Raw genomic sequence first — 25,853 nt, 5'->3', positions numbered from 1 at the left:
GTCATGCGTTAGACTGGCGGGATGGCATCCCCTGCGCAGACGGCAACCGCCAGCGACGGCAACCCGCCCAGGGGCTGGCGCCAGTATCTGGGTGTCTTCCGCTACAGCCGGCGCGCCATCGAACTGGTCTGGCAGACCAGCCGGCCGCTCACGCTGATCCTCGCCGCCGCGACCCTCGTCGCCGGCCTGCTCCCGGCGGCCGCCGCGTGGGTCGGTCAGCTGATCGTCGACGGCGTAGTCGCGGCGATCAACGCGGACGACGGCATCCCCCCGCGCCTGCTCTGGCTGGTGGCCCTCGAGGGCGGCATCATGGCGGGCATCGCCGGCGCCCAACGGGGCATCCAGATCGTCCAGTCACTGCTCCGTGCCCAGCTCGGGCAGCGCGTCAACGTCATGATCCTGGAAAAGGCGCAGACGCTGCAGCTCGCCGACTTCGAGGACTCGGAGTTCTACGACAAGCTCACCCGCGCCCGGCGCGAGGCATCCAGCCGCCCGCTGAGCCTGGTCAACCGGACATTCGGGCTTATTCAGAACGCGATTTCGCTGGCCAGCTTCGCAGGCCTGCTCCTGGGCTTCTCGCCCTGGGCCGTGGCCATCCTGGTGGCAGCCGGCCTCCCGCAGTTCTTCTCCGAGGCGAAATTCTCCGGCGATGCCTTCCGCCTGTTCCGCTGGCGCAGCCCGGATACCCGCCAGCAGATGTATCTCGAGACAGTGCTCGCCCGGGAGGACAGCGCCAAGGAGGTCAAGCTCTTCCAGCTCGGACCACTGCTGCTGGAGCGCTATCGAGACATCTTCCGCCGTCTCTATCGGGAAGACCGCCGGCTGACCCTGCGACGCGACCTGTGGGGCTTCGGTCTGGGACTGATCGCCACCCTCGCCTTTTACGCCACCTATGCCTGGATCGTCATGACCACCGTGGCCGGCCGGATCACACTCGGACAGATGACCATGTACCTGAGCGTCTTCCGGCAGGGCCAGAGCGCCGTAAGCGCCAGTCTCACAGCCATCAGTGGGATGTACGAGGACAACCTCTACCTGTCCAATCTCTACGAATATCTGGAGCAGCCAATCACCATTGGCACCGGCGATGCCATTGAGGGTGCCATACCGGGTGACGGGCTGCGCTTCGAGGCCGTCAGCTTCCGCTACCCCGGGAGCGAGGATGACGCCCTGCGCGATGTCTCGCTGCATCTGGCGCCGGGCCACAGCATCGCCCTGGTCGGTGACAACGGCTCTGGCAAGACCACACTGATCAAACTCCTCGCCGGTCTATACGCCCCGACGGCCGGGCGCATACTGCTGGACGGGACGGATCTGGGCGACTGGGACAGCCAGGCCCTGCGCGAGCGCATCGGCATCATTTTCCAGGATTTCATGCGCTACCAGCTGCCGGTGGGCGAGAACATCGGCGCCGGCGACGTCCGTCATTTCGATGATGAACGCCGGTGGCAGCGCGCCGCCCGCCGGGGCCTGGCCGAACCATTCATCGAAGCGATCCCCGGTGGCTATCATGCCCAGCTCGGCCGCTGGTTCCGCGACGGGCGTGAGCTGTCCGGGGGACAGTGGCAGAAGATCGCCGTGGCCCGGGCGTTCATGCGCGAAGGGGCGGATATCCTTGTGCTCGACGAACCCACCGCGGCCATGGATGCCGCTGCCGAGGCGGAGATCTTCGAGCATTTCCGCTCACTCACCCATGACCGGATGGCCATTCTCATCTCCCATCGATTCTCCACCGTGCGTATGGCGGATGAAATTATCGTCATCGAAGGCGGACGGATCATCGAGCGGGGCAGCCATACGTCGCTGCTGCATGCCGATGGCCGCTACGCGCGGCTCTTCCGGCTCCAGGCCGCGGGCTATCAGTAATGACCGGGATGCTCCGCCATCTGCTGTGGATCGAAGGCACCGCAGCCGAATGCCGGCGACAGGCACTTGATCTGCTGGTGGATCATGATCCCGACACCATCGGCTGGATCGGGACGGGCGCGGGAGGCGATGGTCAATCTGGCTCCGGGCGGATTCACGCAGTGCCGCCGGGCCAGGGCCGATCACTCCTGGGCCAGACCCTTGCCGCCGGGGTGATCGATGCGCATTCGGGCTTCGATCCGGATGACCTCGGCGCCCTCGCCGGCGCCATCTCCGGCGGCGGTCACTGCCTGCTGCTCACGCCGCCGGCGGAGGACTGGGCATTACATCCGGACCCCGCGCTGACACGCCTGCTGAGCGAGGGTGTATCTCCCGCCCCGGCGGGATCGGTATTCATCAGCCGAATGATCCGGCATCTCAGCGGCTCGCCGGCGGTCCGGCGGCAGACAGCGAACGCCGACATTAAGGCGCTGCCCCGCCCGACGGGCCGTCAGCGCATGGGCACGGTGGAGCCCACGGCAGCGCAGAGCGAGGTCATCGAGGCGATCACCGGCATGATGGCGAATGATGACGCGGCAACCCTGCTGATCACCGCCGATCGCGGGCGTGGCAAGTCGGCCGTGCTTGGCCTTGCCGCCCGCGCCATCGGGAGCGCAGGCGATCTACGGCTGACGGCACCGTCGCGGGCGGCCGCCGCCACGGCACTCGCCAGCGCGGGGGAAAGCCCTCCGACGTTCCTCGCGCCCGAGGATGTGCAACCGGACCCATCAGTGCTGCTCATCGACGAGGCGGCCGCGCTGCCCCTCCCGCTGGTGGCGCGGCTGATTGAGGAAAACCCCCGTTGCGTGATGACCGGCACCGTGCACGGCTACGAGGGCAGCGGCCGTGGCCTGATTGTCCGGCTGGCGGAGACCCTCGCCACCCAGCCGCGGGCGTTCCGGCACATGCGGCTCTCGCGCCCCATCCGCTGGGCGGCCGACGATCCCCTCGAAATCCTGGTCGACCGGCTCCTGCTCCTCGACACCGATCCGCAGCCGCATGGCAGGGTGATCGCACCGCAGATCGAGCGCGTAACGGCCACCGATCTGGCGGGCGGCGAGGAGGATCTGGCCAGAGCCTTCGGTCTGCTGGTCGCCGGGCATTACCAGACCCGCCCCCGGGACCTGCGCCAGCTGCTTGACGACCCCTCCATGCGGATCTGGCTGGCCCGTGACCAGGGCGCCGTCATCGGGATCCTCGCCGCCCGTATCGAGGGCGGACTGGCGCCGGCACTCAGCCGGACCATCCATGCCGGTCAGCGCCGGCCGGCCGGGCACCTGATCGCCCAGTCACTGACATTCCATGCCGGCATCATCGATGCAGCGACACGTGAGGGACTGCGCATCCAGCGTATCGCCGTGCATCCGGAATGCCGGCGCGCCGGCATCGGCCGTGCCCTGGTCGAGGCCGCTCGAGAGGATGCCCTGGATAACGGGCTCGACTGGCTTGGCACCAGCTTCGGGATGACCGCCGAGGTGCTAGACTTCTGGCATGCCTGCGGATTACGGCCGGCCAGAGTCGGTAACCGCCGCGATGCACGCAGCGGCACCCATGCGGTCATCCTTTTGCAGGCCCTGAACGAACGCGGAGACGAGCTTCTGGCACAGGCCCGCCAGCGACTGGCTGTTCACCTGCCCGACCAGCTCGCCCATGGTCTGCGCGATGTGACACCGGCACTGGCCGCCCGGCTGCAGAAGGACCTGCCGGCACGCTGCGATCCGACCGCGATTGACCGGGTCGATCTTGAGGCCTTCGCATTCGGCCACCGGTCATTGCTGGACGCCCATGGTGCCCTCGCGCGTTGGGCGGCAAGAGACGGCGAGGCCTTCAGCGGCACTGATCGGGCGCTGCTGGATGCCGCAGTGGATCAGCCCCTCGACAGTACGGCCATGGTCCGGATCGCCGGACTATCCGGCCGCCGCGAGGCGATCGCCCGCCTGCGCAGACTGCTTGCCCAAAGCCTGAGGACCGACGATGAGTGACTCCACTATCCGCATCCGCGGTGCCCGCCAGAACAATCTGCGCAACCTCGACCTGGACCTGCCCACCGGCGAATTCACGGTCGTGACCGGGGTATCAGGATCCGGCAAGTCATCACTGGCATTCGACACCATCTATGCCGAGGGCCAGCGCCGCTACGTCGAGACGTTCTCACCCTATGCCCGGCAGTTCCTCGATCGCATGGACCGCCCCGCCACGGATCGGGTTGAGGGTATCCCGCCGGCCATTGCCATTGATCAGACCAACCCGGTTCGCACTTCCCGCTCCACCGTGGGGACCATGACCGAACTCAATGACCATCTCAAGCTGCTGTTTGCCCGCGGGGCGCGGCTCTACTGCGGTGGTTGTGGGCGGGCGGTGACGCGGGACACGGCCGAGGGGGTCTATCAGCGGCTCCGGGAACGCTGTCCGGGCGTGCGGGCCGTGATCGCCTTCGATGTGGACGTTCCCGACAACTATGACTGCAGCGAGATTCGTGGCCTGCTGGAGCGACAGGGCTATACCCGCATAAGCGATCAGCCGGACGGGCGCCTGCGCGTCACCCAGGACCGTATCCGGGTAGAGGAATCCCGGCGCGACCGGCTGGTCGAAGCCGCCGAGGCGGCCTTTCAGCACGGCCGTGGCCATCTGGTGGTGCTTGAGCTCGATGACCAGCGTGAACCGATTGCTGAGCATCGATTCTCACAGGCGCTGCACTGCGCTGACTGCAATCGGCACTACCGCGACCCCAGCCCCAGTCTTTTCTCGTTCAACTCGCCCATGGGCGCCTGCGAAACCTGCCGCGGCTTTGGCCGGATCATGGGCATCGACTACGGCCTGGTCATTCCGGATCCGCGCAAGACCCTGGCCGGTGGCGTCATCCGGCCCTGGCAGTCCGGCAAGTCCGCGGAGTGCCAGAAGGATCTGATGCGTCATGCCCGCCGCCATGGCGTCGCCACCGATGTCCCCTGGCAGGATCTGCCGGCGGCGGACCGCGACTGGGTCATCGAGGGCGAAGGCGGCGGCCGCGGCCAATGGTACGGCGTGCGCGGCTTCTTCGACTGGCTGGAGTCGAAGAGCTACAAGATGCATGTGCGCGTACTGCTGTCCAAATATCGGAGTTACGACCTTTGTCCGGACTGCGAGGGCGCACGTCTCAAGCCCGAGGCGCTGCTCTGGCGCCTCGGCGGCCATGATGAAGCGGCCCTCGCGGTGCCCCCCGACGAGCGCCATCACCCCCGCGGCGTGTCCATGCCCGAATCGGTCTTCCAGGGACTGCCGGGCCTGAACATGCACGATCTCATGAGCCTGCCCCTGGCGCGCGCCGCGCGATTCTTCGAGCAGCTCGTACTCCCTGCGCCGCTGGACGAAGCGGTTCCCCTGCTGCTCGAGGCGATCCGCATGCGCCTCGGTTTTCTGCAAGAGGTCGGTGTCGGCTACCTGACACTCGACCGGCAGTCGCGGACCCTCTCGGGTGGCGAGGTGCAGCGCATCAATCTCACCACGGCGCTTGGCACCTCGCTGGTCAATACCCTGTTCGTCCTCGACGAGCCGAGTATCGGGCTGCACCCCCGGGACATCCAGCGCATCACCTCGGTGATGCACCGCCTGCGCGATGCCGGCAACACCCTGCTCGTCGTCGAGCATGACCCGGACATCATGCGGGCCGCCGATCGCATCATCGACATTGGTCCGGGGCCCGGCCGCGATGGCGGAGATATCGTTTTCAACGGTTCGCCGGCCGCTCTCCTCAACGATGGAAAATCGCTGACCGGCGCCTATCTGCAGGGCCGTCGTCGCGTCGAGGCCGCCGAACGACGCACGGATCGGCATTCACCTGACCAGTGGCTCGCCATCGAGGGCGCCAGCGAACACAACCTCTGCGGCATCGACGTGAGCCTGCCCCTGCATCGGCTCGTCTGTCTCACCGGCGTGTCGGGTTCGGGCAAGTCCACGCTGCTCGAGTCCATCATCTACCGGGGGCTGCGCAAGGCATTGGGCGAGGCGGTCGACCCACCCGGCGACCACGCGGCCATCCGTGGCGCTGAGACCATCAACGAGGTGGTGCTGGTCGATCAGTCGGCCATCGGCCGCACCACACGCTCCAACCCGGCCAGCTATGTGGGTGCCTTCGACCCGATCCGCAAGGCATTCGCCCGCGATCCCCTCGCCCGGGAGCGCGGCTATACCGCCGGCACGTTCAGTTTCAACGCCGGTGCCGGCCGCTGCCCGGCCTGCGGCGGCAACGGCTTCGAGCATGTCGAGATGCAGTTTCTCTCGGATGTCTATCTGCGCTGCGCCAGCTGCGACGGACGCCGCTACCGCGACGCCGTCCTGGAGGTGCGCATCGCCCCGGCCCCGGGCTGCGATCGGCCGCCGGCGTCCATTGCCGAGTGCCTCGAGATGACCGTGGACGACGCACGCCTGTTCTTCGCCGACCAACCGGACATCCTTCGCGGGCTGGAGCCACTGGCTGCGGTGGGACTCGGCTACATGCAGCTGGGACAGCCGGTCCCGACACTGTCCGGCGGAGAGGCCCAGCGCCTGAAGCTCGCCGGCCACCTCGCCAGGGCCCGCAAGCGGGGCGGCGGACACAAGCTGTTCCTGTTCGACGAACCCACCACGGGTCTGCATTTCGAGGATATCCGCGTCCTGCTCACCGCGCTGGAGCGGCTGATCCAGGCCGGCCATTCGGTCATCCTCATCGAGCACAACCTCGATGTCATGCTGGCCGCCGACTGGCTGGTGGACCTGGGCCCGGAGGGCGGCGATGCCGGTGGCCGACTGGTTGCGGAAGGAACGCCCGAGGCGGTCATGGGCGTTGCCGAAAGCCATACGGGTAATGCGCTGAAACGCTATCAAAGCGAACGTGTGGCGGGCGTTCCTCCGCTCCAGACGCCGGCGGATGACCGGCCACACCCGGTCGCGGCGGAACCACGGGCTATCGAGATCCGCAACGCGCGCGAACACAACCTCCGCGGCATCGACCTGCGTATACCGCAGGACCGTCTCACCGTGATCACGGGGCTGTCCGGCTCCGGGAAGAGCACCGTGGCCTTCGACATCCTCTTCAACGAAGGCCAGCGGCGCTATCTGGAGTCGCTCAATGCCTATGCGCGGCAGTTCGTCCAGCCAGCAGCACGGCCCGACGTGGATGCCGTCTTTGGCATTCCACCGACGGTGGCGATCGAGCAGCGCACCAGCCGCGGTGGCCATAAGAGCACCGTGGCCACGATGACTGAGCTGCACCATTTCCTGCGTCTTCTGTTCGTCAAACTGGGCACCCAGTACTGTCCCCACTGCGATCTGCCCATCCGCGAGCAGAGCCGAGAGTCCATCGCCGCCCACCTCATCGAGGCGCATCGCGGCGAAGCGGTCACGCTCCTGGCACCGCTGGTCGTGGCGCGCAAGGGGTACTACACCGACCTGGCCCAGTGGGCCGGCGGCAAAGGCTTCAGCCACCTACGGGTGGATGGCGAGGATCTGCCCACCGCCGACTGGCCTCGCCTCGACCGTTACCAGGAACATGATATCGATCTGCACGTCGCCACCCTCGAGCCGGATCCTGCCGACGAGGACACACTGGGTGCCGCGCTGGCGCAGGTCCTCGGTTATGGCAAGGGCCAGGTCAAGGTGGCCAGAGCGACGGGGGAGACCACCCTCTATTCCACGGAGCGGGCCTGCCCCGGCTGCCATCGCAGCTTCAGCCCGCTGGATCCGCGGCTGTTCTCCTACAACACCCGGCATGGCTGGTGCCCGACGTGCTTCGGCACCGGCGTCGTGCTCAAGGGCTTCGATGCCGAGCAGACCGGCGAGGAGCGCCAGTGGCGAAGCGAGCAGGATGAGGGGCCGCGGCTATGCCCGGCCTGTAAGGGCCATCGCCTGCGGCCGGAGGCACTGGCCGTGCGTTTTCTCGATCGGGGTATTGCCGAGTACGGCAGCTTCTCGGTGGCCGAGGCCGAGTCCTTCTTCCGCGATATCGAACTGACCGGTCGGGACGCCGCGATTGCCCGCGACATCCTGTCCGAGCTGCAGGGGCGGCTCGGGTTCCTGGCGGCGGTCGGCCTCGGCTACCTCACCCTCGATCGGGCGGCGCCGACGCTCTCCGGCGGCGAGGCCCAGCGCATCCGGCTGGCGGCCCAGCTCGGTTCCAACCTCCAGGGTGTGTGCTACATCCTCGATGAACCGACCATCGGACTGCATGCCCGCGACAATCGGATGCTCCTCGACACGCTGGCGGCCCTGGAGGCCAAGGGCAACACCATGGTCGTCGTCGAACATGACGAGGATACGATCCGCCGCGCCGAGCATGTCATTGACCTCGGCCCCGGCGCCGGTGTGCAGGGCGGACGGATCGTGGCCGAGGGCCGGCTCGAGGACCTGCTGGCCAATCCCGATTCGGTCACCGGGCGCGCCCTGAGCAATCCCATGCATCACCCACAGCGCGGCGAACGCCGCGATGCCCACGCCACGGAAGCCATCGAGCTGCTGGCAGTTCAGGCCAACAATCTCCGCGAGGTCAATGCGCGCATCCCGCTGGGCCGCCTGACGGCAGTGAGCGGTGTATCCGGATCCGGTAAAAGCACCCTGGTTCGGGAGGTGCTCCATGGCAGTCTGCGCGCCCGACTTGGCCGTGCGGGAGATGCCAGTGCTCCACCCCACGGCTGTCGGGAAATCAGCGGCTGGCAGTCACTGGATCGTGTCCTCGAGGTCGACCAGACGCCCATCGGCAAGACGCCGCGCTCCTGTCCCGTGACCTATGTCGGCATCTACGACGAGATACGCCGCCTTTTCGCCCAGACGGAAGAGGCCCGCGTCCGTGGTTACGGGCCAGGACGCTTTTCATTCAACACCAGCGAGGGCCGCTGCCCGGACTGCGAGGGGCAGGGCATGCGGCGGATCGAGATGAACTTCCTCCCGGACGTCACCGTGCCCTGCGAGACCTGTCACGGCCAGCGCTTCACGCCGGAGACCCTGGCCGTGACCTGGCGGGGCTGTTCGATCGGCGATGTACTGAACATGGACATAGAGACCGCGGTGGATTTCTTTGCGGCACATAAACGGCTGCATCACACCCTGGGGCTGCTGCGGGATACGGGGCTGGGGTACCTCACTCTGGGTCAGCCCAGCCCGACGCTGTCCGGCGGCGAGGCCCAGCGCATCAAGCTGGTGAGCGAACTGGCCAAGGCCCGGCCGGAGACCGGGCGGTTCGCGGCGGCGAACACGCTCTACATCCTCGACGAGCCGACCGTCGGTCTGCATATCGCCGATGTCGCACGGCTCACCGCGGTGCTGCACCGGCTCGTTGATGCCGGTCACAGCGTTGTCGTGATTGAGCATAACCTTGACGTACTCGCCGAGGCCGACTGGCTGATCGACCTCGGGCCGGAGGGCGGAGATGGCGGCGGGCGTATCGTGGTTCAGGGCACGCCGGAGCAGGCATGCCGAAATCGCGAATCGCATACCGGCCGCCTTCTCGCAGAGTTCATGTCCACCCGGCAGGCAGGCCGCTCCGGCGAGGCAGTCAGTTGATCGTCAGTCCTGGCCGCCGCGCTTGAACGCCGCAAGCCGCCGGCGATCGCGGCGTTCAGGGCGATGGTCGGGCCGAGGCTGCGCAGCGGCCGCCGCCCGCAGCTCGGCACGCTGCTGCTCACGGGTCGCCTCGCTGGCAGCGGTCTCCGTGTAGAGCTTCTGCGCCTCCGGCGCCGGGCCGCGCTGCGCGGCGAGGCCCTCGACATCCACCTCGAAGGTCTGTGGCCCCTTGCGGATGATCAGGCGTTGACCCACTTTGACGGCCCTTGCGGGCTTGGCCCGGGCCCCGTCAACGCTCACCTTTCCGCCCTTGATGGCATCCACGGCGAGGCGGCGGGTCTTGAAGAACCGAGCCGCCCACAGCCAACGGTCGAGGCGGACTGCGTCAGCTTCCGACATGGCCCCCGTAACTGCCATGCATGTAACTGGTGAGCTCCGCGACCTGCAGCTCGCGCTCCCGGACCACGGCGGCGGTGAGGTCTCGCACCGAGATCATGCCAAGAACCCGCTCCTGCTCCATCACCGGCAGATGCCGCACATTGCGCTCCGAAACCACCGTCATCGCCTCGTCCACGCTGGCTGTCGGGGGGATCCAGAAGACCTTTCGGGTCATGACGGATTCCAGCGGCGTGGCAGCAGGATCGAGACGCTCACCCAGCACCCGCCGTAGCACATCGCGCTCGGTGAAAACGCCTAAAAGCGCCTCATCCGGTGTCATGACCAGAACCGCCCCGATGTTGTTGCGATTCATCAGTCCGACCGCATCGGCCACGGTGCTGTCGGGGCCCAGGGCATGAAGTGCCGCCGGGCGTTCGCGCAGCAGTGATCGAATGGATTCCGCCATTTCCTCTCTCCTTGCCAGGGGCTCTGCGTCTATACCAGCGCCTCCGCGGCGATGACGATACCGTCGCGATCGGCGCACAGCCACTCGCCCGGTTTGATGGTGGCGCCGGCCAGGGTCACGGCGACCCCTACTTCACCGACGTTGTTCTTCTCGCTACGGCAGGGATGCGTATTGAGCGCCTTGATGCCGATGTCCAGATCAGCCAGGTCGGCCGCATCACGGACACAGCCGTAGACGAGCAGACCATTCCAGCCATTGTCGCGGGCCTTGGCGGCGAGCTGGTCACCGACCAGGGCGCAGCGCAGCGACCCCGCCCCGTCGACCACCAGCACCCGCCCTTCCCCCGGGGTATCCAGCATCTCCCGCACCCGGGAGTTGTCTTCGAATGTCTTCACCGTCTCGATGATGCCGGCAAATCCATGCCGCCCGCCGTAATCCCCGAAAATGGGGGAGAGGATGCGCAGCTGCTCGACATACTCGTCACACAGATCGGTGGTCTTGATCGCCATCGGAAAACTCCTTCATCCGCAACCGCAAAGCTAACCGCCCGCTTGCCCATGAGCAACTCCCGGTCCGCCGGATTTGACAGGGTACCGTGGCGGGAGCGAATCTCCGGACAGCGGCGACCCCGCCCAGCGCATCGAAGGTTCCCCATGACAACCCATACCGCCCAGGACAGGGCGCCGCGTCCCGGCGCCAATCAGCTGCCCGCCCGGCTGGCCACCCGGCAGCAGCCGATCGTGGTGGGCGTCGCCGGCGACAGCGGCAGCGGCAAAAGCACGTACACGCAAGGGCTGGAGCGGCTGCTGGGTGCCGATCGGGTCAGTCAGATCAGTCTCGACGGCTATCACGCCGAGGATCGTGCCACCCGCCGGATCTCCGGGCGAACGCCACTCGACCCCGACGCCAACCACCTGAAACAGGCGGTGGAACATCTCCGCTGCCTGCGTGCCGGCGAGGCGGTGGAGATCCCGGTCTATGACCATGCCACAGGCCGCTTTCAGCCTCCCCGCCTGCACAGTCCGACGCCGATCGTCATGGTCGAGGGCCTGCACACCCTCTACCCGGAATTCCGGCCGCTGCTCGACTTCTCCGTTTATGTAGACACGGCCGCCTCGGTCAAACGTGAATGGAAACATCGCCGCGATACACGGGAACGGGGTTATGCACCGGCGGACGCCGAGGCCGAGATCAGCCGTCGGGCCCATGAGTATGAGCGCTGGATCGCCGGCCAGCAGGATGTGGCGGACGTGATCCTGCGCATCCACCCCAGCGAGCTGGGACGGCTGGCACTCGGCCGGCTGGACGCCGACCTATCCGAGACCTGCTATCACCTCGAGGTGATCGTCGAACCGAGGGATGAGGATCAGCAGTCACTCTTCCTGCCGGTCGACCTCACCAACATGACGCGCCAGCACGCCATGCCCTTCATGCTGGCCACGGTCCCAAGCCAATTCCGGGGCCGGGCCGTTAACGTGCTGCACGTTGATGGCTACATGGCACCAGCCGCGCTGGAGACGCTGGAACAGGCCATCTGCGCCTTCGCCGGGCTGGACATGCCGGCCGGTGAACGGCCCGACGAGCCACCGAGGCCCGCCACTGTCCGCTTCGCCCAGATGCTGGTGGCCTGGCCGGTTCTCACCCGGGTGTCTGCACTCGCTGATTAATCCTCGAGAAACGCCTCCACGGCCGGACGCATGCGCTGTACACAGTCATAGCCCTCGGCAATGGCCTCTTCGCCCCGGTGCAACTCCAGCAGACCGATATGGGCAAGCCGGGGACTGATGAGCAGATCCGGCGGATCACCAGCCATGCGGCTGCGTGTGATGCGATCCTGCATGACGTTCACCGCCGTGGCGATGACATCGAAAACACCTGGCGCCGTATCCTGCTCGCCGCGCTGGAACTGAGCCTGAAGGGCCTCGGCGCTGTCCCGGAAGCCACTGGAGAAGCGATGCCACCAGGCAAGCGGTGCGTCTGGTGCGCCGCCGGAGTGAGCGGCCGTCTCGTCGTCCCCGTGATCACCCCCCTGTGCCCCTGTCCGTGCGACCGGCGACTGAATGCGCCGCCCCACCAGTCCACCGCTGAGATTGACGGCGATGACGCGATCAGCGCCCATGGCATGGCAGAGCGAGATTGGCACCGGGTTGACCAGGCCGCCATCCACCAGCCATTCCCCCTTGACGTGCACCGGCGTGAATACCCCCGGCAGGGCCATTGAGGCCCGCACCGCGGTGGCCAGATCACCCTCCCGCAACCAGCGCTCCTGACCGCTGTAGAGGTCAGTGGCGACAACGCCCAGCGCCCGATCCAGATCCGCGAAATCCATGGTATCGAACGTCTTGTGAAAGCGTGCCATCAGGCGCCGCCCCTGGATGAAGCCACCATTGCCGATGTCGAAATCCATATAGGCCAGGACATCGCGGCGGTTGAGCGACCGCACCCACTGCTCGAAGGCGTCGAGATGCCCGCTGCCGAACATGGCGCCGGCGATGGCACCCACCGAGGTGCCCGCAATGATATCGGCCTCGATACCCGCCTCTTGCAAAGCGCGGATCACCCCGATGTGCGCCCAGCCACGGGCCGCTCCGCCGCCCAGCGCGAGCCCGATGCGCGGCTGACGGACGTCAGTGACCGCCTCAGCCATCCTCGCGGATGGCCTCGAACTCGATGATCAGATCGATCCGATCGCCCACCAGATCACCCTCGAGGGCGTAATCCATGCCGAAGTCACTCCGATTGATGCTGCCGCGGGCCGAGCCGCCGAGCGTATCGGCCCCACCGATGGGATGCGGAGCACGGCGGTTGAGGGTGAGCGCCAGTTCGATCGGTCGGGTCTCGCCGAGGAGCGTCAGATCACCCCGCAGGGTACCCTCGCCCTCACCGATCGGTTCATAACCGGTTGCCTCAAACCGGATCACCGGATGCTGCTCGACCGCCAGGAAATCGCCATCGCGAAGATGGCCATCGCGGTCCTCATGGCCGGTGAAGACGCTCGCGGCGTCCACCGTGACACTGCCGGACACCAGTCGTTGGGCCTCGGCATCGTAGACAAAGCCGCCGGAGACGTCGGTGAATTGTCCGAGCACACTGGCAAAGCGTGCATGTCCCGCCAGGAAACCCACGCTGACGTGGCTCTCGTCGAGCACGAAACGCTCCGGTGCGGCCTGGGCACCGGCACCGATGCCGAGGGAGAGCAGAAAACCCATTACCAGCGACTTGAGCGCCATCCTTGTCATGATCCAGCTCCTCATCTGTTGCCTGCCTGCCATGATGCCGCGGCATCCACCAGGAACGAATAACTCAAAAGGGCGAGCAATGCGGCAGCGACTATCGGTACCCAGGCCATCGGTACGCCCGGGGCAAGGCAGAATGCAAGCCCCACCCCCTGGATGCCGCAGATCACCCGCCGACGCTGAGACGGTGCCAGGGGCCGGCGGAGTTCGGGACGAAGCCGGCCGGCCAGGATGAAAACGTAACGCCAGGCGCCAATACCGAGCACCCACGGGCCAGCGAGCCCCATCTGCACGATCCAGACGGACAACACCAGCAGCAGCACCGCATCGAGCTCCATATCGAAACGGGCACCGGCCTGGGTGACACAGTCCAGCCGCCGCGCCACGAAGCCATCCAGGCCATCGAGCAGCACTGCCGTCAGCGCCAGGGCGAAGGGCAGGACGGGCTCCTCCCGCAGCCCCCCGGCGGCCGGCAGCAACCCGATGAGCAGCATGACCAGCAGGCCCCGGCCAAGGGTGACGCGATCAGCCGGCGTCAGCGGACGATTGCCACATAGCCGCCAGAGCATGATCGCCATGGCGGCATAGGCGAGCAGCGCCAGCGGCAGGACCCCCACGGGCAGATCCAGTGACAGCCGTAATCCGCCCGCCGCCGCGGTCAGCACAATGGCGGCCACGAGCAGGTCGGGCAGGATCAGCCACGGGATATCGGCAGCGCGACGCGGAACCAATGCTACCCTCCGCTCATCGGAAACGAGAATCACGAGTCTAGCAGCAAGGGAGCACGCCCCGGCGATGAGTCACCGCAATGCTCAGGCCTTCTGGATAACGGCACCCGGCAGGGGTGAGCATCGCAGCGAGCCGCTTGGACAACCCGGCCCCGGCGAACTCGTGGTGCGCACGATCTACAGCGGCATAAGCCGCGGCACGGAGGCACTGGTCTGGCATGGCCAGGTGCCGGGTAGCGAGACAAGGAGGATGCGGGCTCCCTTCCAGGCCGGCGACTTCCCGGCGCCGGTGAAATACGGCTACGTCAATGTCGGCCTTGTCGAGCAGGGGCCGCCGGGCTGGCCGGGGACAGCAGTCTTCTGCCTGTATCCCCACCAGACGCGCTATATCGTGCCGGTGGATGGCGTCGAGCCCCTGCCGGCGGATCTGCCCGCCGAACGCGCTGTGTTGGCCGCCAATGCGGAGACCGCCCTGAATGCGTGCTGGGATGCCATGCCCCAGGCCGGCGAACGGATCAGCGTGATCGGCGCCGGTGTAGTCGGCATGCTCACCGCCGCGCTCTGTTCAGCGATTCCCGGCAGCGAAGTAGAGCTTGTCGACATCAACCCGGCCCGGCGCGAGACCGCGAGCCGACTGGGTATCGACTTCGCCCATCCGGATGAGGCCCGTACCGCGAACGACCGGATCATCCACGCCAGCGCGAGCGAGGACGGCCTGCGACTGGCACTTGAGGTAGCCGCCAATGAAGCCACCATCATTGAGCTCAGCTGGTTTGGCGACCGTGCGATCAGCCTGCCCATCGGCGAGGCATTCCATTCGCGGCGGCTCACCCTGCGCTCCAGCCAGGTGGGTCAGATCCCGCCGTTGATGCAAGCCCGCTGGGATCATCGGCGTCGGCTTCGCAAGGCGCTGCAGCTGCTGGCCGCCCACCCCGAATGGGCGGTCCTGATCGACGGCGAAACACCCTTTGAACAGCTGCCACAGGCCATGGATGCCATCATCAGCGGCGCCGGCCTGTGCCATCGTATCCGCTACGAGGAGTGACCATGTACCGCATCAATGTCCGAGACCATTTCATGATTGCCCACAGCTTCCGCGGCGAGACCTTCGGGCCCGCTCAGGCACTGCATGGTGCGACCTATGTGACGGATGCAACCTTCTTCCGCGAGGACCTGGACGCCGACGGCGTGGTCGTCGACATCGCCCGGGCCACCGAGGTCCTGCGCCGCATTCTGGGCCGTTACAACCTCACCAATCTCGACGGGCTGGCCGAGTTCGAGGGCGTGAACACCACGACGGAGTATCTGGCCCGGCATATCGCCGATGCGCTCGCCTCGGCCATCCATGCCGGTGATCTCGGCGAGACCGCCCGCTCCCTGGATCGGCTGCGCGTCACGCTGCACGAATCCCATGTGGCCTCCGCGGCCTATGAGCGACCATTGCACGCGTGAGCGGCTGTCACTTCCTGGTCCCCGGCGCACTCGACCGGCCCACGGGTGGCAGCCGCTATGATCGTGAGATCGTCGAGGGTCTGCGTGGGCGGGGGCTCTCGGTGGCGGTCAGCGAACTGCCGGGTCGCTTCCCGGATGCCGATGGGGCCGCCCGGACCGCTGTCGACGGGGCGCTTGCCGCGCTCCCCGACGGGACGACGGTGGTGGTGGACGGCCTGGTGCTGGGCGGGCTCCCGGAGATCTTCTCGCATCATACCCGGCGACTGCGTTTGCATGCGCTCATCCATCACCCGCTTGCCGACGAGAGCGGGATCGATCCAGTCCTTGCCCGGCGAATGCTGGAGCGCGAGACAAGGGCAGTGGCCCAGGCCCGGTGCGTCATCACGACAAGCGGCTTCACGGCCAGTCGCCTCCGGGAACTGGGCATCCACCGGGGGGCGACCGAGGTGATCGAACCAGGCTGCTCACCCCGGCCACTGGCGACCGGCAGCGGTGATGGCACGCCCACGCTGCTGTGCGTGGCGGCATTATCGCCGCGCAAGGCGCAGCACGTCCTGCTTGACGCGCTCTCGCGGATCACCGATCGGCGCTGGCGGTGCCGGCTGGCAGGGCCGGCCGGCCTCAACCCGGCATACGCGGCCGCACTGAGCGCGCAGAGAGACGCACTCGGTCTTGCCAGCCGCGTGGCGCTGGAGGGCACACTGGATGCCGCGGGGCTGGATGCCGCCTATCAGGGTGCGGATCTTTTCGTTCTGCCCTCGCGCTACGAGGGCTACGGCATGGTCATCAATGAAGCGATGGCCTATGGGCTCCCCGTCGTGACCACCACGGGGGGTGCCCTCGCCAGGACGCTGCCGCGGGATGCCGGTCTCGCGGTTCCGCCCGATGACACGGCGGCCCTCGCCAGGGCGCTGCAGCGTCTGCTGGATGACCATGCGCTGCGACAGTCACTCGCCGAGGGGGCTCGGCGGGCGCGGGACAGGCTCACCGGCTGGGCGCCGGGCATCCAGCGTTTCATGACCCTTCTGGATCGAGATAACAATGCCTGAGCAGTTTGCTGCCGACTGGCTCGCGCTCCGCGAACCCGCCGACCACGCCGCACGTCCGGATCAGCTGGCGCAGCGGCTTGCAGAGGAACTCCCCACCTCGCGTACCCTCCACATCGCCGACCTCGGGGCAGGGGCCGGCAGCAATCTGCGCTACCTCGCCCCCCGGTTGCCGAGTCCTCAGCAATGGTGGCTGATCGACCACGACGACGAGCTACTCACCCGCGCCCGCGCAACGGAACCGACCACCGCATGGCCCGGGGCGATGCGCCTCACCGTCACACCCCATGCGGCCGACCTGACCGATTTCCCGGCCTGCCTTCCGGCGGCAGTGGACCTTGTCACCGCATCGGCCCTGCTCGACCTGGTCAGCGATGACTGGATCCAGCGACTGGCCGACTACTGCACGGCACAGGGCCTGCCGGCCCTCCTGGCCCTGAGTTTCGACGGCCGTATGGCGCTCTGGCCGGCGCTGCCGGATGACGCGCTGATCAAGGCCGCGGTGCTCGATCACCAGCGCGGTGAGAAGGACATGGGCAGGGCGCTGGGACCGGATGCAGCCGCCATGGCGGATGCCGCGTTCAGCCGGCGGGGGGCGACGGTGATCCGCCGGCGCAGTGACTGGCGGCTGACACCCGCCCAGGCGCCGCTGCAGCGCCTGCTGCTGCAGGGATGGTACGAAGCGGCCATGGCCCGACGGCCAGCGGAAAGCGAGCGCCTCAATGCCTGGCTGGCAGCGCGCCTGACCGATGTCGGCCGGAGTCATATCCATGTCGGCCATCAGGACATCCTGGCACTGCCATGCCGCGGTTGATCCGACTGCTCGTCAGCGCCGGCATTCTGGGTTTCATCGCCCTGCAGTTCGGAGACGGCGTTGTGAGCCAGCTGCAACGTATCGACCCCCGATGGGTACTGGGCGGACTCCTGATCACCGTCGTGCAGGTCATCCTGTCGGCCTGGCGCTGGCAGTTCACCGCGGCGAGGTTGCAGCTCACGCTGGCGGCGGGCACCGCCGTGCGCGAGTACTACCTTGCGACGCTGGTCAACCAGGTCCTGCCCGGGGGCGTGATGGGCGACGCCCAGCGCGCCTGGCGGCATGGCAGGGATGCCCCCCGGCGGGCACCGGCGTTTCAGGCTGTCGTCATCGAACGCTTCTCCGGTCAGCTGGCCATGGCGGGGCTGGCCCTCCTGGCCTGGTGGCTATGGCCGCCCGGCGACGGCCTGGTGCGGGTCGGCACCGTGGCGGGGACGGCACTGACGGGCGTCGCGGTGCTGAGCGGCGGCACGGCCTTGGTCATCGCCAGCGGCTGGAGACCAGCCTGGCTTCGGGACTGGTGGCAGGCGGTTCGCAGCGCGCTGCTGACGCCGACGGTCCTGCCGGTGCAGTTGCTGGCATCGCTGCTGGTCGCCGGTAGCTACATCGCCGTCTACGCCTGCTGCGTGATGGCACTGGCACCATCGGGCAGTCCCGGTGACTGGCTGCCGCTGATCCCCCTGGTCCTGTTCACCATGCTGATTCCGGCCAGCATCGCCGGCTGGGGGCTCAGGGAGGGGGCGGCCGCGCTGCTCTGGCCAATGGCCGGATTACCCGCCACCGAGGGGATCAGCGCCGCAGTCCTTTATGGCGGACTGACCCTGCTGGCCAGCACACCGGGGCTGATCACCCTGATGCGCCGGTGAAATCCAGGCGATAGAGTCGGTCCTCACCGAGCGCAAACTGCTCGGTCGGCGGTCGCCAGGCCTCATCCATGTGACTGATTGCAGGCAACTGCAGGCCGGTGGGTCCGGAGCCGATGATGACCGGCGACACCGTCAGATAGAGATGATCCACCAGCCCCGCCGCCAGCCACGCCGACACCGTCTTCGCGCCGCCCTCCACGAGCAGACGCCGGATACCCGCCTCCGCCAGCGCGGCCAGGATGGATGCCGGCGTCATATCCGCCGGATGGATCCGGCGGTCCACCGCGGGCATGGACACCGCAGCCGGTGCGACGGCCCAGGTCGGTGTCATGCCGTCGCGGAAGATCGCCCGTTGCGGGTCGATTCCCGCACGCCCGGCAGAGACCACCCGAATGGGCTGGGGCCCGGTGACTTCGCGCACCGTCAGTCGTGGATCATCGGCCATGACCGTACCGGCGCCGACAAGCACCGCTTCGCTGAGTGTGCGCAGTCGATGGAGGTGGGCGCGGTCTGCCGGACCCGTCACGTAGTGAGAATGGCCCGTGGGTGTCGCGATCCGGCCATCCAGGCTCTGACCGAGCTGGGCGATCACCCGCACGCCCTGTCCGACCGGCCGGGCGAGCGGCGCATAGCGGTGCCACAAGGATTGCGCCGCCTCCTTCGGAGACAGCCCCGACAGATCGGCGGCGACCGGTGTGCCGGCCGCTTCCGCCCACTGCGCCATCCGGCCATCGTGGCAGGCGGCAAGCAACTCGGACCAGGTCCGATCGGGTCTCTCTGGCATGGTGGGCGCGTCATCCTGTGTCATCATCACGGAATTGTTACAGTCCCGGGCGGTCTATCGCCAGAGACCGAAATGAAGGAGCAACCATGCAGCGTATCCGGCGCGCACTGATCGATCTCAGGCGCGGCGAACCCGTTCACCTGGCCGATGAAGCTGGCGGGTCGCTGATACTGGCTCTGGAGAACCTCACTGAAGCCCGGCTTGAACAGGCCCTCGGGCTCGCCACCGGTGCTCCCAGCGTACTGCTCACCGCCCATCGTGCCGAGGCCCTCGTGCTGGATGGTCAGACCGGTGAAGGCATCGCCGTCGCCGTCCCGAAGGCCGGCCTGATGGAAACCGCACGGCAACTTGCCCGGGGCCGGGATGCCCGGCCGACCGGCGCGACGGTCAGGCCGCTGACCGAGGGCGAACGACAGGCGCTGGGGCTGGCGCGACGCGCAACCCTCCTGCCGGCGCTCCTGGCGATCGCCAGTGACCCGGACCACGACCGACTGGCTGGCGAGATACAACGGGGCGAGATCCTCTCCATCGACCGTCGGGACGCAACGCGGTTCTTCTCCGACAGCGGTCGTCACCCGGAGCGCGTCAGCGAAGCCCGGGTCCCACTGTCTGGCGCGGAACAATCGCGTTTCGTCCTCTACCGGGAGGCGGACGGGCTGCTTGAGCATGTCGCTCTGGTCATCGGCGATCCCCGGCAGTGGCCGAAGACACCGGCGCTACGCATGCACTCCGCCTGCCTGACCGGTGACCTGTTCGGCTCGCTGCGCTGCGACTGCGGTGAGCAGCTGCGCAGCGCCGTGCATGCCATCGCCGAGGAGGGCGGCGGCATTCTCCTCTACCTTGCCCAGGAAGGGCGCGGCATCGGCCTGGCCAACAAGCTGCGTGCCTACGGCCTGCAGGACGCCGGTCTGGATACCGTGGACGCCGACCAGCTGCTCGGATTCGGCGAAGATGAACGACGCTACGAGGTTGCCGCCGCGATGCTGGATGACCTGGGTATCAGTCGGGTCCGCCTGATGACCAACAACCCGGGAAAGATTGCGGCGCTGGAAGCGGCGGGTATCGATATCGCCGGCCGCGAGGCGGTCCATGGTGCACTGAACCGCCACAACGCGCGATATCTCACGGCCAAGGCCGACCGGGCAGGACACTGGCTTGAGGAGGTATTCGCCGACTCGGCGGCGGACGGCGATCAGCGCTGAGGGTCAGCCGGCGGCGGCTTGAGCCGGTCCAGAGGAAAGCCTGCCGTCTCTTCGATCACGCCGGCCAGGACTGCGCCATAGTGTCCAGCAAGACGCGCGCCCAGCGCTGATGTGGCCAGTCGACTGTCACCACAGACGCCCGACGGATTGAGATCTTCAGCGAGCCAGGCGAATCGGGCCGCCCGCGTCTCGGCACCCAGCCAATGATGGTCGGCCAGCGCATCGAACTCGATCGACGGATGATGCCCGAGCCGCGTCACATCCACCCTGTCCGGGTCGAAGTGCAGCATCAAGGCCGTCTCCAGCGCACCGCCGTGCAGGCCTTCCCGGAGCTCACGCTCTGGCATGGCGTCCGCGAGGGGTGGGAAATCGAAATAGCAGGCCTTGACCACAAGCAGACCGAAATCCCGGCGTAGACGCAGGGCCGCCGTGTCGACGGCCGCCAGATTGCCACCATGGGCGGAGAAGAGAACCAGCCGCCGCAGTCCAGAGCGGGCCACGGACGCGCCGAGATCGTACAGGACGGCCTCGAACGTCGCCGCCTCGAGCGCCAGCGTCCCGGCATGCCCGGCATGCTCGATCCCCTGGCCAATGCTCAGCACGGGCAGGCAAAGCAGCGGCAATGCCGACGGGCAGCGGTTCATGGCCTCCTCGGCCAGCCCCTGGGCGATCCGCGTATCCGTATTCAGCGGTAGATGGGGTCCGTGCTGCTCGACCGCGCCCAGTGGCAGCAGGGCAACCGATTCAGGTGACCGGTAATCCGCCAGGCCGGCGCTGTCGAGTTCCGCCCAGAGACGAACCGTCATACCCCACCCTCCAGCATTTCGAGCCGCTGCGCGAGCAGCCCGGGGAAGCGCTTGAACCAGATGGCATTCAGCGGCGATGGATGCGGCAGCGGATGGATTTCCAGGGTGCGCGCCGCCCCTTGCGGACCCGCAAACTCAATGGCCAGCGAGGTCTCAAAACGATCCGGTTGTCGCCAGTGATGCAGGAGATGCTGACGGATCTCGCGATGCTGACCGATACCAAACCAGTGGAACGCCTCCCGACCGAGACTGATGACATGACGTCCATCCCAGAGAGAGAGCAGCACCTCGGCCACCAGCGGCTGGAACTGCCGCTTGACACGCATGGGCCAGGCCCGGTTGCCCTCCGGTTTGTACGGCACGGTATTGGCCCAGAAGTAGCCCTCGCCGGCCTTCAGTGCATCGCCGGTATCAATCATCTCGCCGTGATGATGCCGCCGGTAGAGCACGCGTCGGACCTGACGGCCTCCGGCGCCGATGAACGGCACCCCGACATGCACCTCGTCCCGTCCCGGATCACGGCCGAAAAAGGCGATCCCGGCATCCCGCGGCCCGAGCCCGAAGATCGGATCGCGGGGGTCGCGCCCGGCCTGCGCGTAGACGGCGTCGTCCCGCTGTGGCAACTCATGGGCGGCGTCGCGGAACCGGTCAAGCAGGCCGGCGGGGAGATGGCGCATGTCAGTGCAGAGTCGCCTGGCGCTCCCGGGTCTCCTTGAGCACGCCCACGACATCCTCCTCCCAGCTCTTCGCCAGCGGCGACTGCGCCACCAGCGCCGAGACCTCGTCGGCACTGACCGGATCGCCCCCTTCGTCGCCCACCGCCAGCCTCGTGTGATGCTCATCACGCAGTTCATAGGCACGCTCGCCGCTGTCGCCGTCGCCCACGCGCAGCGTGATTTCATCGGCCTCGACGACGGCCCGCCAGTTGACCTGGGCCATCCAGCCGCGGGCATTGGAGTACAGCGATACCCCGGCGAGCTCATGTCCGCTGCCACGCTGGTTGTCCATGACGTGGACGCTGCTGGATAGATGCTCGAACGGACTATCCTCGAGAATCTTCAGGAGCTGCTTTTTCGGGATCACGGTGTCTGCGCTCATCGGATCTACCCCAACGGCAATTGTTCTGACGTTCTGGCATCATACAACCCGATTGGCGGTCTGTTGACCCGTGCGCGTATGGCGTATGCTCCGGATCGACAGTCCGAATCCGGAGCGACCGGCCTCTAGCCATGTCCAACACAGCCAATCAGCGACGCCGCCGTGCCGAACGCACGCGGGCGTTCATCGATGAACTGATCAAGCGTTTCCCCGCCTGTTTCACGGCCAAGCGTGACAGGGTCAGGCCACTGGCGATCGGTATCGAGAAGGATATCCGCAAGGCACTGGACGACGACGACGGGGAAAGCGGCGTTCCGACGTGGCTGATCCGCCAGGCCCTGGCACGATACACCCGGTCACCGGCCTATCTGAACGCCATCATCGCCGGCCACGAACGGATCAACCTCGCCGGCGAAACGGTCGAAGCGGTGACCGACCAGGCCATCGCCCGGGCGCGCGGGCAGCGCGACGAACAGAAGGCGAGAGCGGCGGAGCGGCGGCGGCTGCGAGCCGAGGAGGCGGCGGAGCAGCGCCGGCGGGATAAGCTCCAGCAGCTCGCCGACCGATTCAATCACTAGACCATCGCCATCAGCGACGAGAACAGATCAGTGGAGCGACAAATCAATCTGGCGGAAATGAGCCGTGAGGCGCTGGACGCGCTTCGCGCCCAGGTGGACAGCGAACTCGAAGCGCGTGCCTTCGAAGAGCAGCTGCGACAGGAATTGCAGTCCCATCTCAAAAAGCAGGCATGGATCGACAGCCACCATGCGGCCCAGCGGCGGCGCCGCTAGCCCCGCCGCACCCCCATGCAGCCAGACCGGATCGTATCCCTCCTGCCAGGCGCCACCGAGATCGTCTCGGCCCTCGGCCTCGAGGACCGGCTGATCGGCATCTCCGCGGAATGCGACCAACCCCTCTCGGTCATGGGGCGCCGGCGGGTCAGCCTCGCCGCTCTGGACCCCCGGGAGACCGACCCGGCCGCCATCGACCGCGAGGTACGGGATCGTCTGGCATCGGGGAGGCCGCTGTTTCAGGCGGATCAGGCGGCCCTCCGCGAGCTTGATCCCGATCTCATCCTCTCCCAGTCACTCTGTGACGTCTGCGCCGCGACACCCGGCAGCCTCACCGCCGAGGCCATCGGCGACGCCGAGGTACTGGCCCTCGACGGTCGGGATCTGGACGGTCTGCTTGAGGACATCCGCCGGGTAGCGAGGGCGGCGGGGGTTCCGGACAAAGGCGATGCGCTGATCGACGGCCTCGACCGGCGCCGTCAGGCCGTGCGTCGGCATAAGGCCCCTTCAAGGCGGGTGCTGACCGTCGAATGGCCCGATCCGCTGTTCATCGGCGGCCACTGGATCCCCGATATGGTCGTCACCGCCGGTGGCGAGTCACTGGGCGGGCCCGGCGATCATTCGGTCGTGGTCGAGTGGGACACGGTGCGGCGATTCGACCCCGAGGTCATTATCATGCTGCCGTGCGGACAATCCGTGGCCGGCGCCGCCCGGGGGCTGGCTTCAATGCGCTCGCGGCCTGGCTGGGAGAATCTGGCGGCCGTCCGGACTCACGCGGTTTATCTGGTCGACGGCAACCGCTTTTTCAGCCGACCGGGCCCGGCGGCCTTCACCGGGCTGGAGCTCATGGCCCATATTCTCGGCACCGGCCAGCCGAATCCGGCGCCGGGATACTGGCGTCAGGCCCGCGGCGAAGAGCTCGATGGAGTGGCCTGATCGGGCAAGGGAGTGATGTCCATGGGTTGGGAAGGCTGGCTGACGATTGCCGTCGTCCTCTCGGTGCTGGGCGGACTGGTGAGCGGTCGTGCCTCGCCGGTCGGGATTCTGTTCAGTGGACTCGCGGTGCTGATCACCACCACCGCGATCAGTGGCACTGAGCGGCTCCTCACGCCCGCGGCAGCGGCCGAGGGCTTCGGCAGCAGTGGCCTGATCACCGTCGGGCTGCTGTTCGTGGTGGCGGCTGGACTGACCCGCACCGGCGCAGTGGCGTTGATCGCAAACCCGCTCATCGGCCGGGCGAAGGGTCTGCGCTCAGCGCAGTGGCGGCTGCTGACCCCCGTGGCCGGCCTGAGTGCCTTTCTCAACAATACGCCCATCGTCGCCCTGTTTCTGCCGGTGGTGGACGATCTGGCGCGGCGGCTGCAACTACCGGCCTCGCGGCTGTACCTCCCGCTCAGCTATGCGGCCATCCTGGGGGGCACCTGCACCCTGATCGGGACCAGCACGAACCTGATCGTCAATGACCTCCTGCGCACACAGAACGCGGCGCCGGGTCTCGCGCTGTTCGATCTGGCCTGGGTTGGCATACCGGTCACCCTGACCGGGCTGGCCTACCTGCTGATCGCCTCGCCATGGCTGCTGCCCGACCGTCGTGACGTCACTGCGGACCGCCTCGACCCGAGACGGTATACCGTAGAGGTCGAGGTCACGGCGGATGGGCCGCTGGTGGGCAAGAGCATCGCAGAGGCCGGGCTGCGCCATCTGCCCGGGCTTTTCCTTGCCGAGATCGAACGGGGCGGCCGCGTCATTCCGGCGGTGGGACCCACCGAACAGCTTCAGGGCACCGACCGTCTGGTGTTCGTCGGCGTACTGGAATCGGTGGTCGATCTGCATAAAATGCGCGGTCTGAAACCGGCCACCGATGCGGTGGAAGATCTCGAGGAGCCACGTCGCGAGCGCTGTCTGGTGGAAGCGGTTGTCTCGGAGGCGTGTCCTCTTGTCGGCCGCAGCATCCGCGCCGGCCGTTTCCGTGAACGCTACGAGGCGGCCGTCATCGCCGTCGCCCGCGGCGGCCGCCAGTTGCCCGGCAAGATCGGCGACATCGTCCTGCGCCCGGGCGACACGCTGCTGCTGGAAACCCATCCCAGTTTTCTGGAGCGTCAGCGCGATGCGCGTGACTTCTATCTGGTCAGCGGCGTGGAGGACTCGGCCCCACCGCAGCATGAAAAGGCCTGGCTGGCGCTCCCCATCCTCATCGGTATGGTCGGACTGGCGACCACTCCCTGGGTGAGCATGCTCAATGCCGCCCTCCTGGCCGCCATTGCACTGATCGTCACCCGTTGCATGGATCTGGGCGAAGCCATCCGCAATATCGACTGGAATGTGCTGCTGGTGATCGGCGCGGCGCTGGGCATTGGCCAGGCCATGGATAACAGCGGCGCCGCCACGGCCATCAGCAGCCAGGTGATGGCCCTGACGGCGGATCGGCCAATGCTGACGCTGGCCGCCATCTATCTGCTGACGCTGGTGGCCACCGAACTGGTCACCAACAATGCCGCGGCCGTGCTGATTTTCCCGGTGGCCATGGCCGCCGCGGAGTCACTGGGCGTCTCCGCAACGCCCTTTGTGATTGCCATCATGATCGCCGCCTCGGCCGCCTTCGCCACCCCCATCGGCTACCAGACGAATCTGATGGTGTTCGGCCCCGGCGCGTATCGCTTTACCGACTACCTCCGCTTCGGCCTGCCACTGAACCTGATTGTCATGACGATGGCGCTGCTGATCATCCCGCGGGTCTGGCCGCTCTAGCGGTGGACCGATACCCTGTGG

The 25,853-nt window shown here is 67.3% G+C and carries 24 protein-coding genes; 14 read left to right on the top strand and 10 right to left on the bottom strand.

Annotated features, from left to right (window positions below):
* The first annotated feature begins 21 nt into the window (after positions 1 to 21).
* The 3 genes from V6X63_RS07620 to uvrA are packed head-to-tail and all read left to right on the top strand — an operon-like array spanning position 22 to position 9,417.
* A complete protein-coding gene (locus tag V6X63_RS07620; RefSeq protein WP_367978544.1) occupies positions 22 to 1,866 on the top strand; it encodes an ABC transporter ATP-binding protein in 1,845 nt (614 codons plus the stop codon).
* On the top strand, positions 1,866 to 3,887 hold the full coding sequence (locus tag V6X63_RS07615) for a tRNA(Met) cytidine acetyltransferase TmcA (protein WP_367978543.1): 2,022 nt from the start codon (positions 1,866 to 1,868) through the stop codon (positions 3,885 to 3,887). Before V6X63_RS07620 ends, V6X63_RS07615 begins: the two co-directional genes overlap by 1 nt.
* The gene (gene uvrA / locus V6X63_RS07610) at positions 3,880 to 9,417 is read left to right on the top strand and encodes an excinuclease ABC subunit UvrA (RefSeq protein WP_367978542.1); all 5,538 of its coding nucleotides are present in this window, start codon (positions 3,880 to 3,882) and stop codon (positions 9,415 to 9,417) included. The genes V6X63_RS07615 and uvrA overlap by 8 nt, the downstream gene beginning before the upstream one ends.
* 3 nt (positions 9,418 to 9,420) lie before the next feature.
* Here uvrA and V6X63_RS07605 read toward each other — a convergent pair whose 3' ends face one another.
* The 3 genes from V6X63_RS07605 to rraA are packed head-to-tail and all read right to left on the bottom strand — an operon-like array spanning position 9,421 to position 10,770.
* A complete protein-coding gene (locus V6X63_RS07605) occupies positions 9,421 to 9,816 on the bottom strand; it encodes an RNA-binding S4 domain-containing protein (protein ID WP_367966175.1) in 396 nt (131 codons plus the stop codon).
* On the bottom strand, positions 9,803 to 10,261 hold the full coding sequence (locus tag V6X63_RS07600) for a CBS domain-containing protein (RefSeq protein WP_367966174.1): 459 nt from the start codon (positions 10,259 to 10,261) through the stop codon (positions 9,803 to 9,805). Before V6X63_RS07600 ends, V6X63_RS07605 begins: the two co-directional genes overlap by 14 nt.
* A 29-nt stretch (positions 10,262 to 10,290) precedes the next feature.
* A complete protein-coding gene (gene rraA, locus V6X63_RS07595; RefSeq protein ID WP_367966173.1) occupies positions 10,291 to 10,770 on the bottom strand; it encodes a ribonuclease E activity regulator RraA in 480 nt (159 codons plus the stop codon).
* A 144-nt stretch (positions 10,771 to 10,914) separates the two neighbouring features.
* On the opposite strand from rraA, the gene V6X63_RS07590 reads away from it, so the two are divergent.
* Positions 10,915 to 11,928: a phosphoribulokinase gene (locus V6X63_RS07590; protein ID WP_367966172.1), complete on the top strand. Its 1,014-nt coding sequence runs from the start codon at positions 10,915 to 10,917 to the stop codon at positions 11,926 to 11,928.
* Here the strand turns inward: V6X63_RS07590 and V6X63_RS07585 are convergent.
* Genes V6X63_RS07585 through V6X63_RS07575 form a run of 3 tightly spaced genes read right to left on the bottom strand, consistent with a single transcriptional unit; the run spans position 11,925 to position 14,228 of the window.
* Positions 11,925 to 12,908, bottom strand: a complete 984-nt coding sequence (locus V6X63_RS07585; RefSeq protein WP_367966171.1) for a patatin-like phospholipase family protein — start codon at positions 12,906 to 12,908, stop codon at positions 11,925 to 11,927. The two genes, V6X63_RS07590 and V6X63_RS07585, sit on opposite strands and share 4 nt — an antisense overlap.
* Complete coding sequence (locus V6X63_RS07580; RefSeq protein ID WP_367966170.1) at positions 12,901 to 13,500, bottom strand: YceI family protein; 600 nt, start codon at positions 13,498 to 13,500, stop codon at positions 12,901 to 12,903. The genes V6X63_RS07585 and V6X63_RS07580 overlap by 8 nt, the downstream gene beginning before the upstream one ends.
* A gap of 11 nt (positions 13,501 to 13,511) precedes the next feature.
* Complete coding sequence (locus tag V6X63_RS07575) at positions 13,512 to 14,228, bottom strand: CDP-alcohol phosphatidyltransferase family protein (protein WP_367966169.1); 717 nt, start codon at positions 14,226 to 14,228, stop codon at positions 13,512 to 13,514.
* Between the two features lie 64 nt (positions 14,229 to 14,292).
* On the opposite strand from V6X63_RS07575, the gene V6X63_RS07570 reads away from it, so the two are divergent.
* The 5 genes from V6X63_RS07570 to V6X63_RS07550 are packed head-to-tail and all read left to right on the top strand — an operon-like array spanning position 14,293 to position 18,403.
* Positions 14,293 to 15,270 carry a zinc-dependent alcohol dehydrogenase gene (locus tag V6X63_RS07570; protein WP_367966168.1) on the top strand — a complete coding sequence of 326 codons (978 nt, stop codon included), beginning with the start codon at positions 14,293 to 14,295 and terminating at the stop codon, positions 15,268 to 15,270.
* A gap of 2 nt (positions 15,271 to 15,272) precedes the next feature.
* Entirely contained in the window at positions 15,273 to 15,677 is a 405-nt protein-coding gene (locus V6X63_RS07565; protein ID WP_367966167.1) for a 6-pyruvoyl trahydropterin synthase family protein, read from the top strand.
* Positions 15,674 to 16,726: a glycosyltransferase family 4 protein gene (locus V6X63_RS07560; RefSeq protein ID WP_367978541.1), complete on the top strand. Its 1,053-nt coding sequence runs from the start codon at positions 15,674 to 15,676 to the stop codon at positions 16,724 to 16,726. The genes V6X63_RS07565 and V6X63_RS07560 overlap by 4 nt, the downstream gene beginning before the upstream one ends.
* A complete protein-coding gene (locus V6X63_RS07555) occupies positions 16,719 to 17,537 on the top strand; it encodes a class I SAM-dependent methyltransferase (protein ID WP_367978540.1) in 819 nt (272 codons plus the stop codon). The genes V6X63_RS07560 and V6X63_RS07555 overlap by 8 nt, the downstream gene beginning before the upstream one ends.
* A complete protein-coding gene (locus V6X63_RS07550; RefSeq protein ID WP_367978539.1) occupies positions 17,525 to 18,403 on the top strand; it encodes a lysylphosphatidylglycerol synthase transmembrane domain-containing protein in 879 nt (292 codons plus the stop codon). Before V6X63_RS07555 ends, V6X63_RS07550 begins: the two co-directional genes overlap by 13 nt.
* On the opposite strand, the gene V6X63_RS07545 is transcribed toward V6X63_RS07550, so the two are convergent.
* Positions 18,384 to 19,214: a RibD family protein gene (locus tag V6X63_RS07545; protein WP_367966163.1), complete on the bottom strand. Its 831-nt coding sequence runs from the start codon at positions 19,212 to 19,214 to the stop codon at positions 18,384 to 18,386. The genes V6X63_RS07550 and V6X63_RS07545 overlap by 20 nt on opposite strands.
* A 59-nt stretch (positions 19,215 to 19,273) precedes the next feature.
* On the opposite strand from V6X63_RS07545, the gene V6X63_RS07540 reads away from it, so the two are divergent.
* Positions 19,274 to 20,389: a GTP cyclohydrolase II gene (locus V6X63_RS07540; protein ID WP_367978538.1), complete on the top strand. Its 1,116-nt coding sequence runs from the start codon at positions 19,274 to 19,276 to the stop codon at positions 20,387 to 20,389.
* Here the strand turns inward: V6X63_RS07540 and V6X63_RS07535 are convergent.
* From V6X63_RS07535 to V6X63_RS07525, 3 genes are read right to left on the bottom strand one after another with little or no spacing between them, the layout of a single operon-like run.
* The gene (locus V6X63_RS07535; protein WP_367966161.1) at positions 20,380 to 21,195 is read right to left on the bottom strand and encodes a creatininase family protein; all 816 of its coding nucleotides are present in this window, start codon (positions 21,193 to 21,195) and stop codon (positions 20,380 to 20,382) included. The two genes, V6X63_RS07540 and V6X63_RS07535, sit on opposite strands and share 10 nt — an antisense overlap.
* Positions 21,192 to 21,872, bottom strand: a complete 681-nt coding sequence (locus V6X63_RS07530; RefSeq protein WP_367966160.1) for a uracil-DNA glycosylase family protein — start codon at positions 21,870 to 21,872, stop codon at positions 21,192 to 21,194. Before V6X63_RS07530 ends, V6X63_RS07535 begins: the two co-directional genes overlap by 4 nt.
* A gap of 1 nt (position 21,873) precedes the next feature.
* On the bottom strand, positions 21,874 to 22,293 hold the full coding sequence (locus tag V6X63_RS07525; protein ID WP_367966159.1) for a hypothetical protein: 420 nt from the start codon (positions 22,291 to 22,293) through the stop codon (positions 21,874 to 21,876).
* 131 nt (positions 22,294 to 22,424) lie between these two features.
* Between V6X63_RS07525 and V6X63_RS07520 the strand changes: the two genes are divergently transcribed.
* Genes V6X63_RS07520 through V6X63_RS07505 form a run of 4 tightly spaced genes read left to right on the top strand, consistent with a single transcriptional unit; the run spans position 22,425 to position 25,832 of the window.
* Positions 22,425 to 22,871, top strand: a complete 447-nt coding sequence (locus V6X63_RS07520; RefSeq protein WP_367966158.1) for a ProQ/FINO family protein — start codon at positions 22,425 to 22,427, stop codon at positions 22,869 to 22,871.
* 30 nt (positions 22,872 to 22,901) lie between these two features.
* Complete coding sequence (locus V6X63_RS07515) at positions 22,902 to 23,084, top strand: hypothetical protein (RefSeq protein ID WP_367966157.1); 183 nt, start codon at positions 22,902 to 22,904, stop codon at positions 23,082 to 23,084.
* 15 nt (positions 23,085 to 23,099) lie between these two features.
* The gene (locus tag V6X63_RS07510) at positions 23,100 to 24,020 is read left to right on the top strand and encodes an ABC transporter substrate-binding protein (protein WP_367978537.1); all 921 of its coding nucleotides are present in this window, start codon (positions 23,100 to 23,102) and stop codon (positions 24,018 to 24,020) included.
* Positions 24,021 to 24,041: 21 nt separating this feature from the next.
* Positions 24,042 to 25,832 (top strand): SLC13 family permease, encoded by a 1,791-nt coding sequence (locus V6X63_RS07505; protein WP_367978536.1) that lies wholly within the window; start codon positions 24,042 to 24,044, stop codon positions 25,830 to 25,832.
* The last annotated feature ends 21 nt before the right edge of the window (positions 25,833 to 25,853 follow it).

Source organism: Spiribacter onubensis, from assembly GCF_040838425.1.
GTDB classification, from domain to species: Bacteria; Pseudomonadota; Gammaproteobacteria; order Nitrococcales; family Nitrococcaceae; genus Spiribacter; species Spiribacter onubensis.
The sequence above is the reverse complement of the archived record's forward strand: the minus strand, read 5'-3'. Positions and strand labels throughout refer to the sequence as shown.

What these genes read in the sequence shown, in the direction of transcription:
- rraA (WP_367966173.1), bottom strand. Translation starts at nt 10,770, where the DNA reads ATGGCGATCAAGACCACCGATCTGTGTGACGAGTATGTCGAGCAGCTG.
- V6X63_RS07565 (WP_367966167.1), top strand. Translation starts at nt 15,273, where the DNA reads ATGTACCGCATCAATGTCCGAGACCATTTCATGATTGCCCACAGCTTC.
- V6X63_RS07555 (WP_367978540.1), top strand. Translation starts at nt 16,719, where the DNA reads ATGCCTGAGCAGTTTGCTGCCGACTGGCTCGCGCTCCGCGAACCCGCC.
- V6X63_RS07525 (WP_367966159.1), bottom strand. Translation starts at nt 22,293, where the DNA reads ATGAGCGCAGACACCGTGATCCCGAAAAAGCAGCTCCTGAAGATTCTC.
- V6X63_RS07550 (WP_367978539.1), top strand. Translation starts at nt 17,525, where the DNA reads ATGCCGCGGTTGATCCGACTGCTCGTCAGCGCCGGCATTCTGGGTTTC.
- V6X63_RS07600 (WP_367966174.1), bottom strand. Translation starts at nt 10,261, where the DNA reads ATGGCGGAATCCATTCGATCACTGCTGCGCGAACGCCCGGCGGCACTT.
- V6X63_RS07530 (WP_367966160.1), bottom strand. Translation starts at nt 21,872, where the DNA reads ATGCGCCATCTCCCCGCCGGCCTGCTTGACCGGTTCCGCGACGCCGCC.
- V6X63_RS07585 (WP_367966171.1), bottom strand. Translation starts at nt 12,908, where the DNA reads ATGGCTGAGGCGGTCACTGACGTCCGTCAGCCGCGCATCGGGCTCGCG.
- V6X63_RS07615 (WP_367978543.1), top strand. Translation starts at nt 1,866, where the DNA reads ATGACCGGGATGCTCCGCCATCTGCTGTGGATCGAAGGCACCGCAGCC.
- V6X63_RS07505 (WP_367978536.1), top strand. Translation starts at nt 24,042, where the DNA reads ATGGGTTGGGAAGGCTGGCTGACGATTGCCGTCGTCCTCTCGGTGCTG.
- V6X63_RS07590 (WP_367966172.1), top strand. Translation starts at nt 10,915, where the DNA reads ATGACAACCCATACCGCCCAGGACAGGGCGCCGCGTCCCGGCGCCAAT.
- V6X63_RS07580 (WP_367966170.1), bottom strand. Translation starts at nt 13,500, where the DNA reads ATGACAAGGATGGCGCTCAAGTCGCTGGTAATGGGTTTTCTGCTCTCC.
- V6X63_RS07520 (WP_367966158.1), top strand. Translation starts at nt 22,425, where the DNA reads ATGTCCAACACAGCCAATCAGCGACGCCGCCGTGCCGAACGCACGCGG.
- V6X63_RS07545 (WP_367966163.1), bottom strand. Translation starts at nt 19,214, where the DNA reads ATGATGACACAGGATGACGCGCCCACCATGCCAGAGAGACCCGATCGG.
- V6X63_RS07535 (WP_367966161.1), bottom strand. Translation starts at nt 21,195, where the DNA reads ATGACGGTTCGTCTCTGGGCGGAACTCGACAGCGCCGGCCTGGCGGAT.
- V6X63_RS07605 (WP_367966175.1), bottom strand. Translation starts at nt 9,816, where the DNA reads ATGTCGGAAGCTGACGCAGTCCGCCTCGACCGTTGGCTGTGGGCGGCT.
- V6X63_RS07620 (WP_367978544.1), top strand. Translation starts at nt 22, where the DNA reads ATGGCATCCCCTGCGCAGACGGCAACCGCCAGCGACGGCAACCCGCCC.
- V6X63_RS07540 (WP_367978538.1), top strand. Translation starts at nt 19,274, where the DNA reads ATGCAGCGTATCCGGCGCGCACTGATCGATCTCAGGCGCGGCGAACCC.
- uvrA (WP_367978542.1), top strand. Translation starts at nt 3,880, where the DNA reads ATGAGTGACTCCACTATCCGCATCCGCGGTGCCCGCCAGAACAATCTG.
- V6X63_RS07570 (WP_367966168.1), top strand. Translation starts at nt 14,293, where the DNA reads ATGAGTCACCGCAATGCTCAGGCCTTCTGGATAACGGCACCCGGCAGG.
- V6X63_RS07510 (WP_367978537.1), top strand. Translation starts at nt 23,100, where the DNA reads ATGCAGCCAGACCGGATCGTATCCCTCCTGCCAGGCGCCACCGAGATC.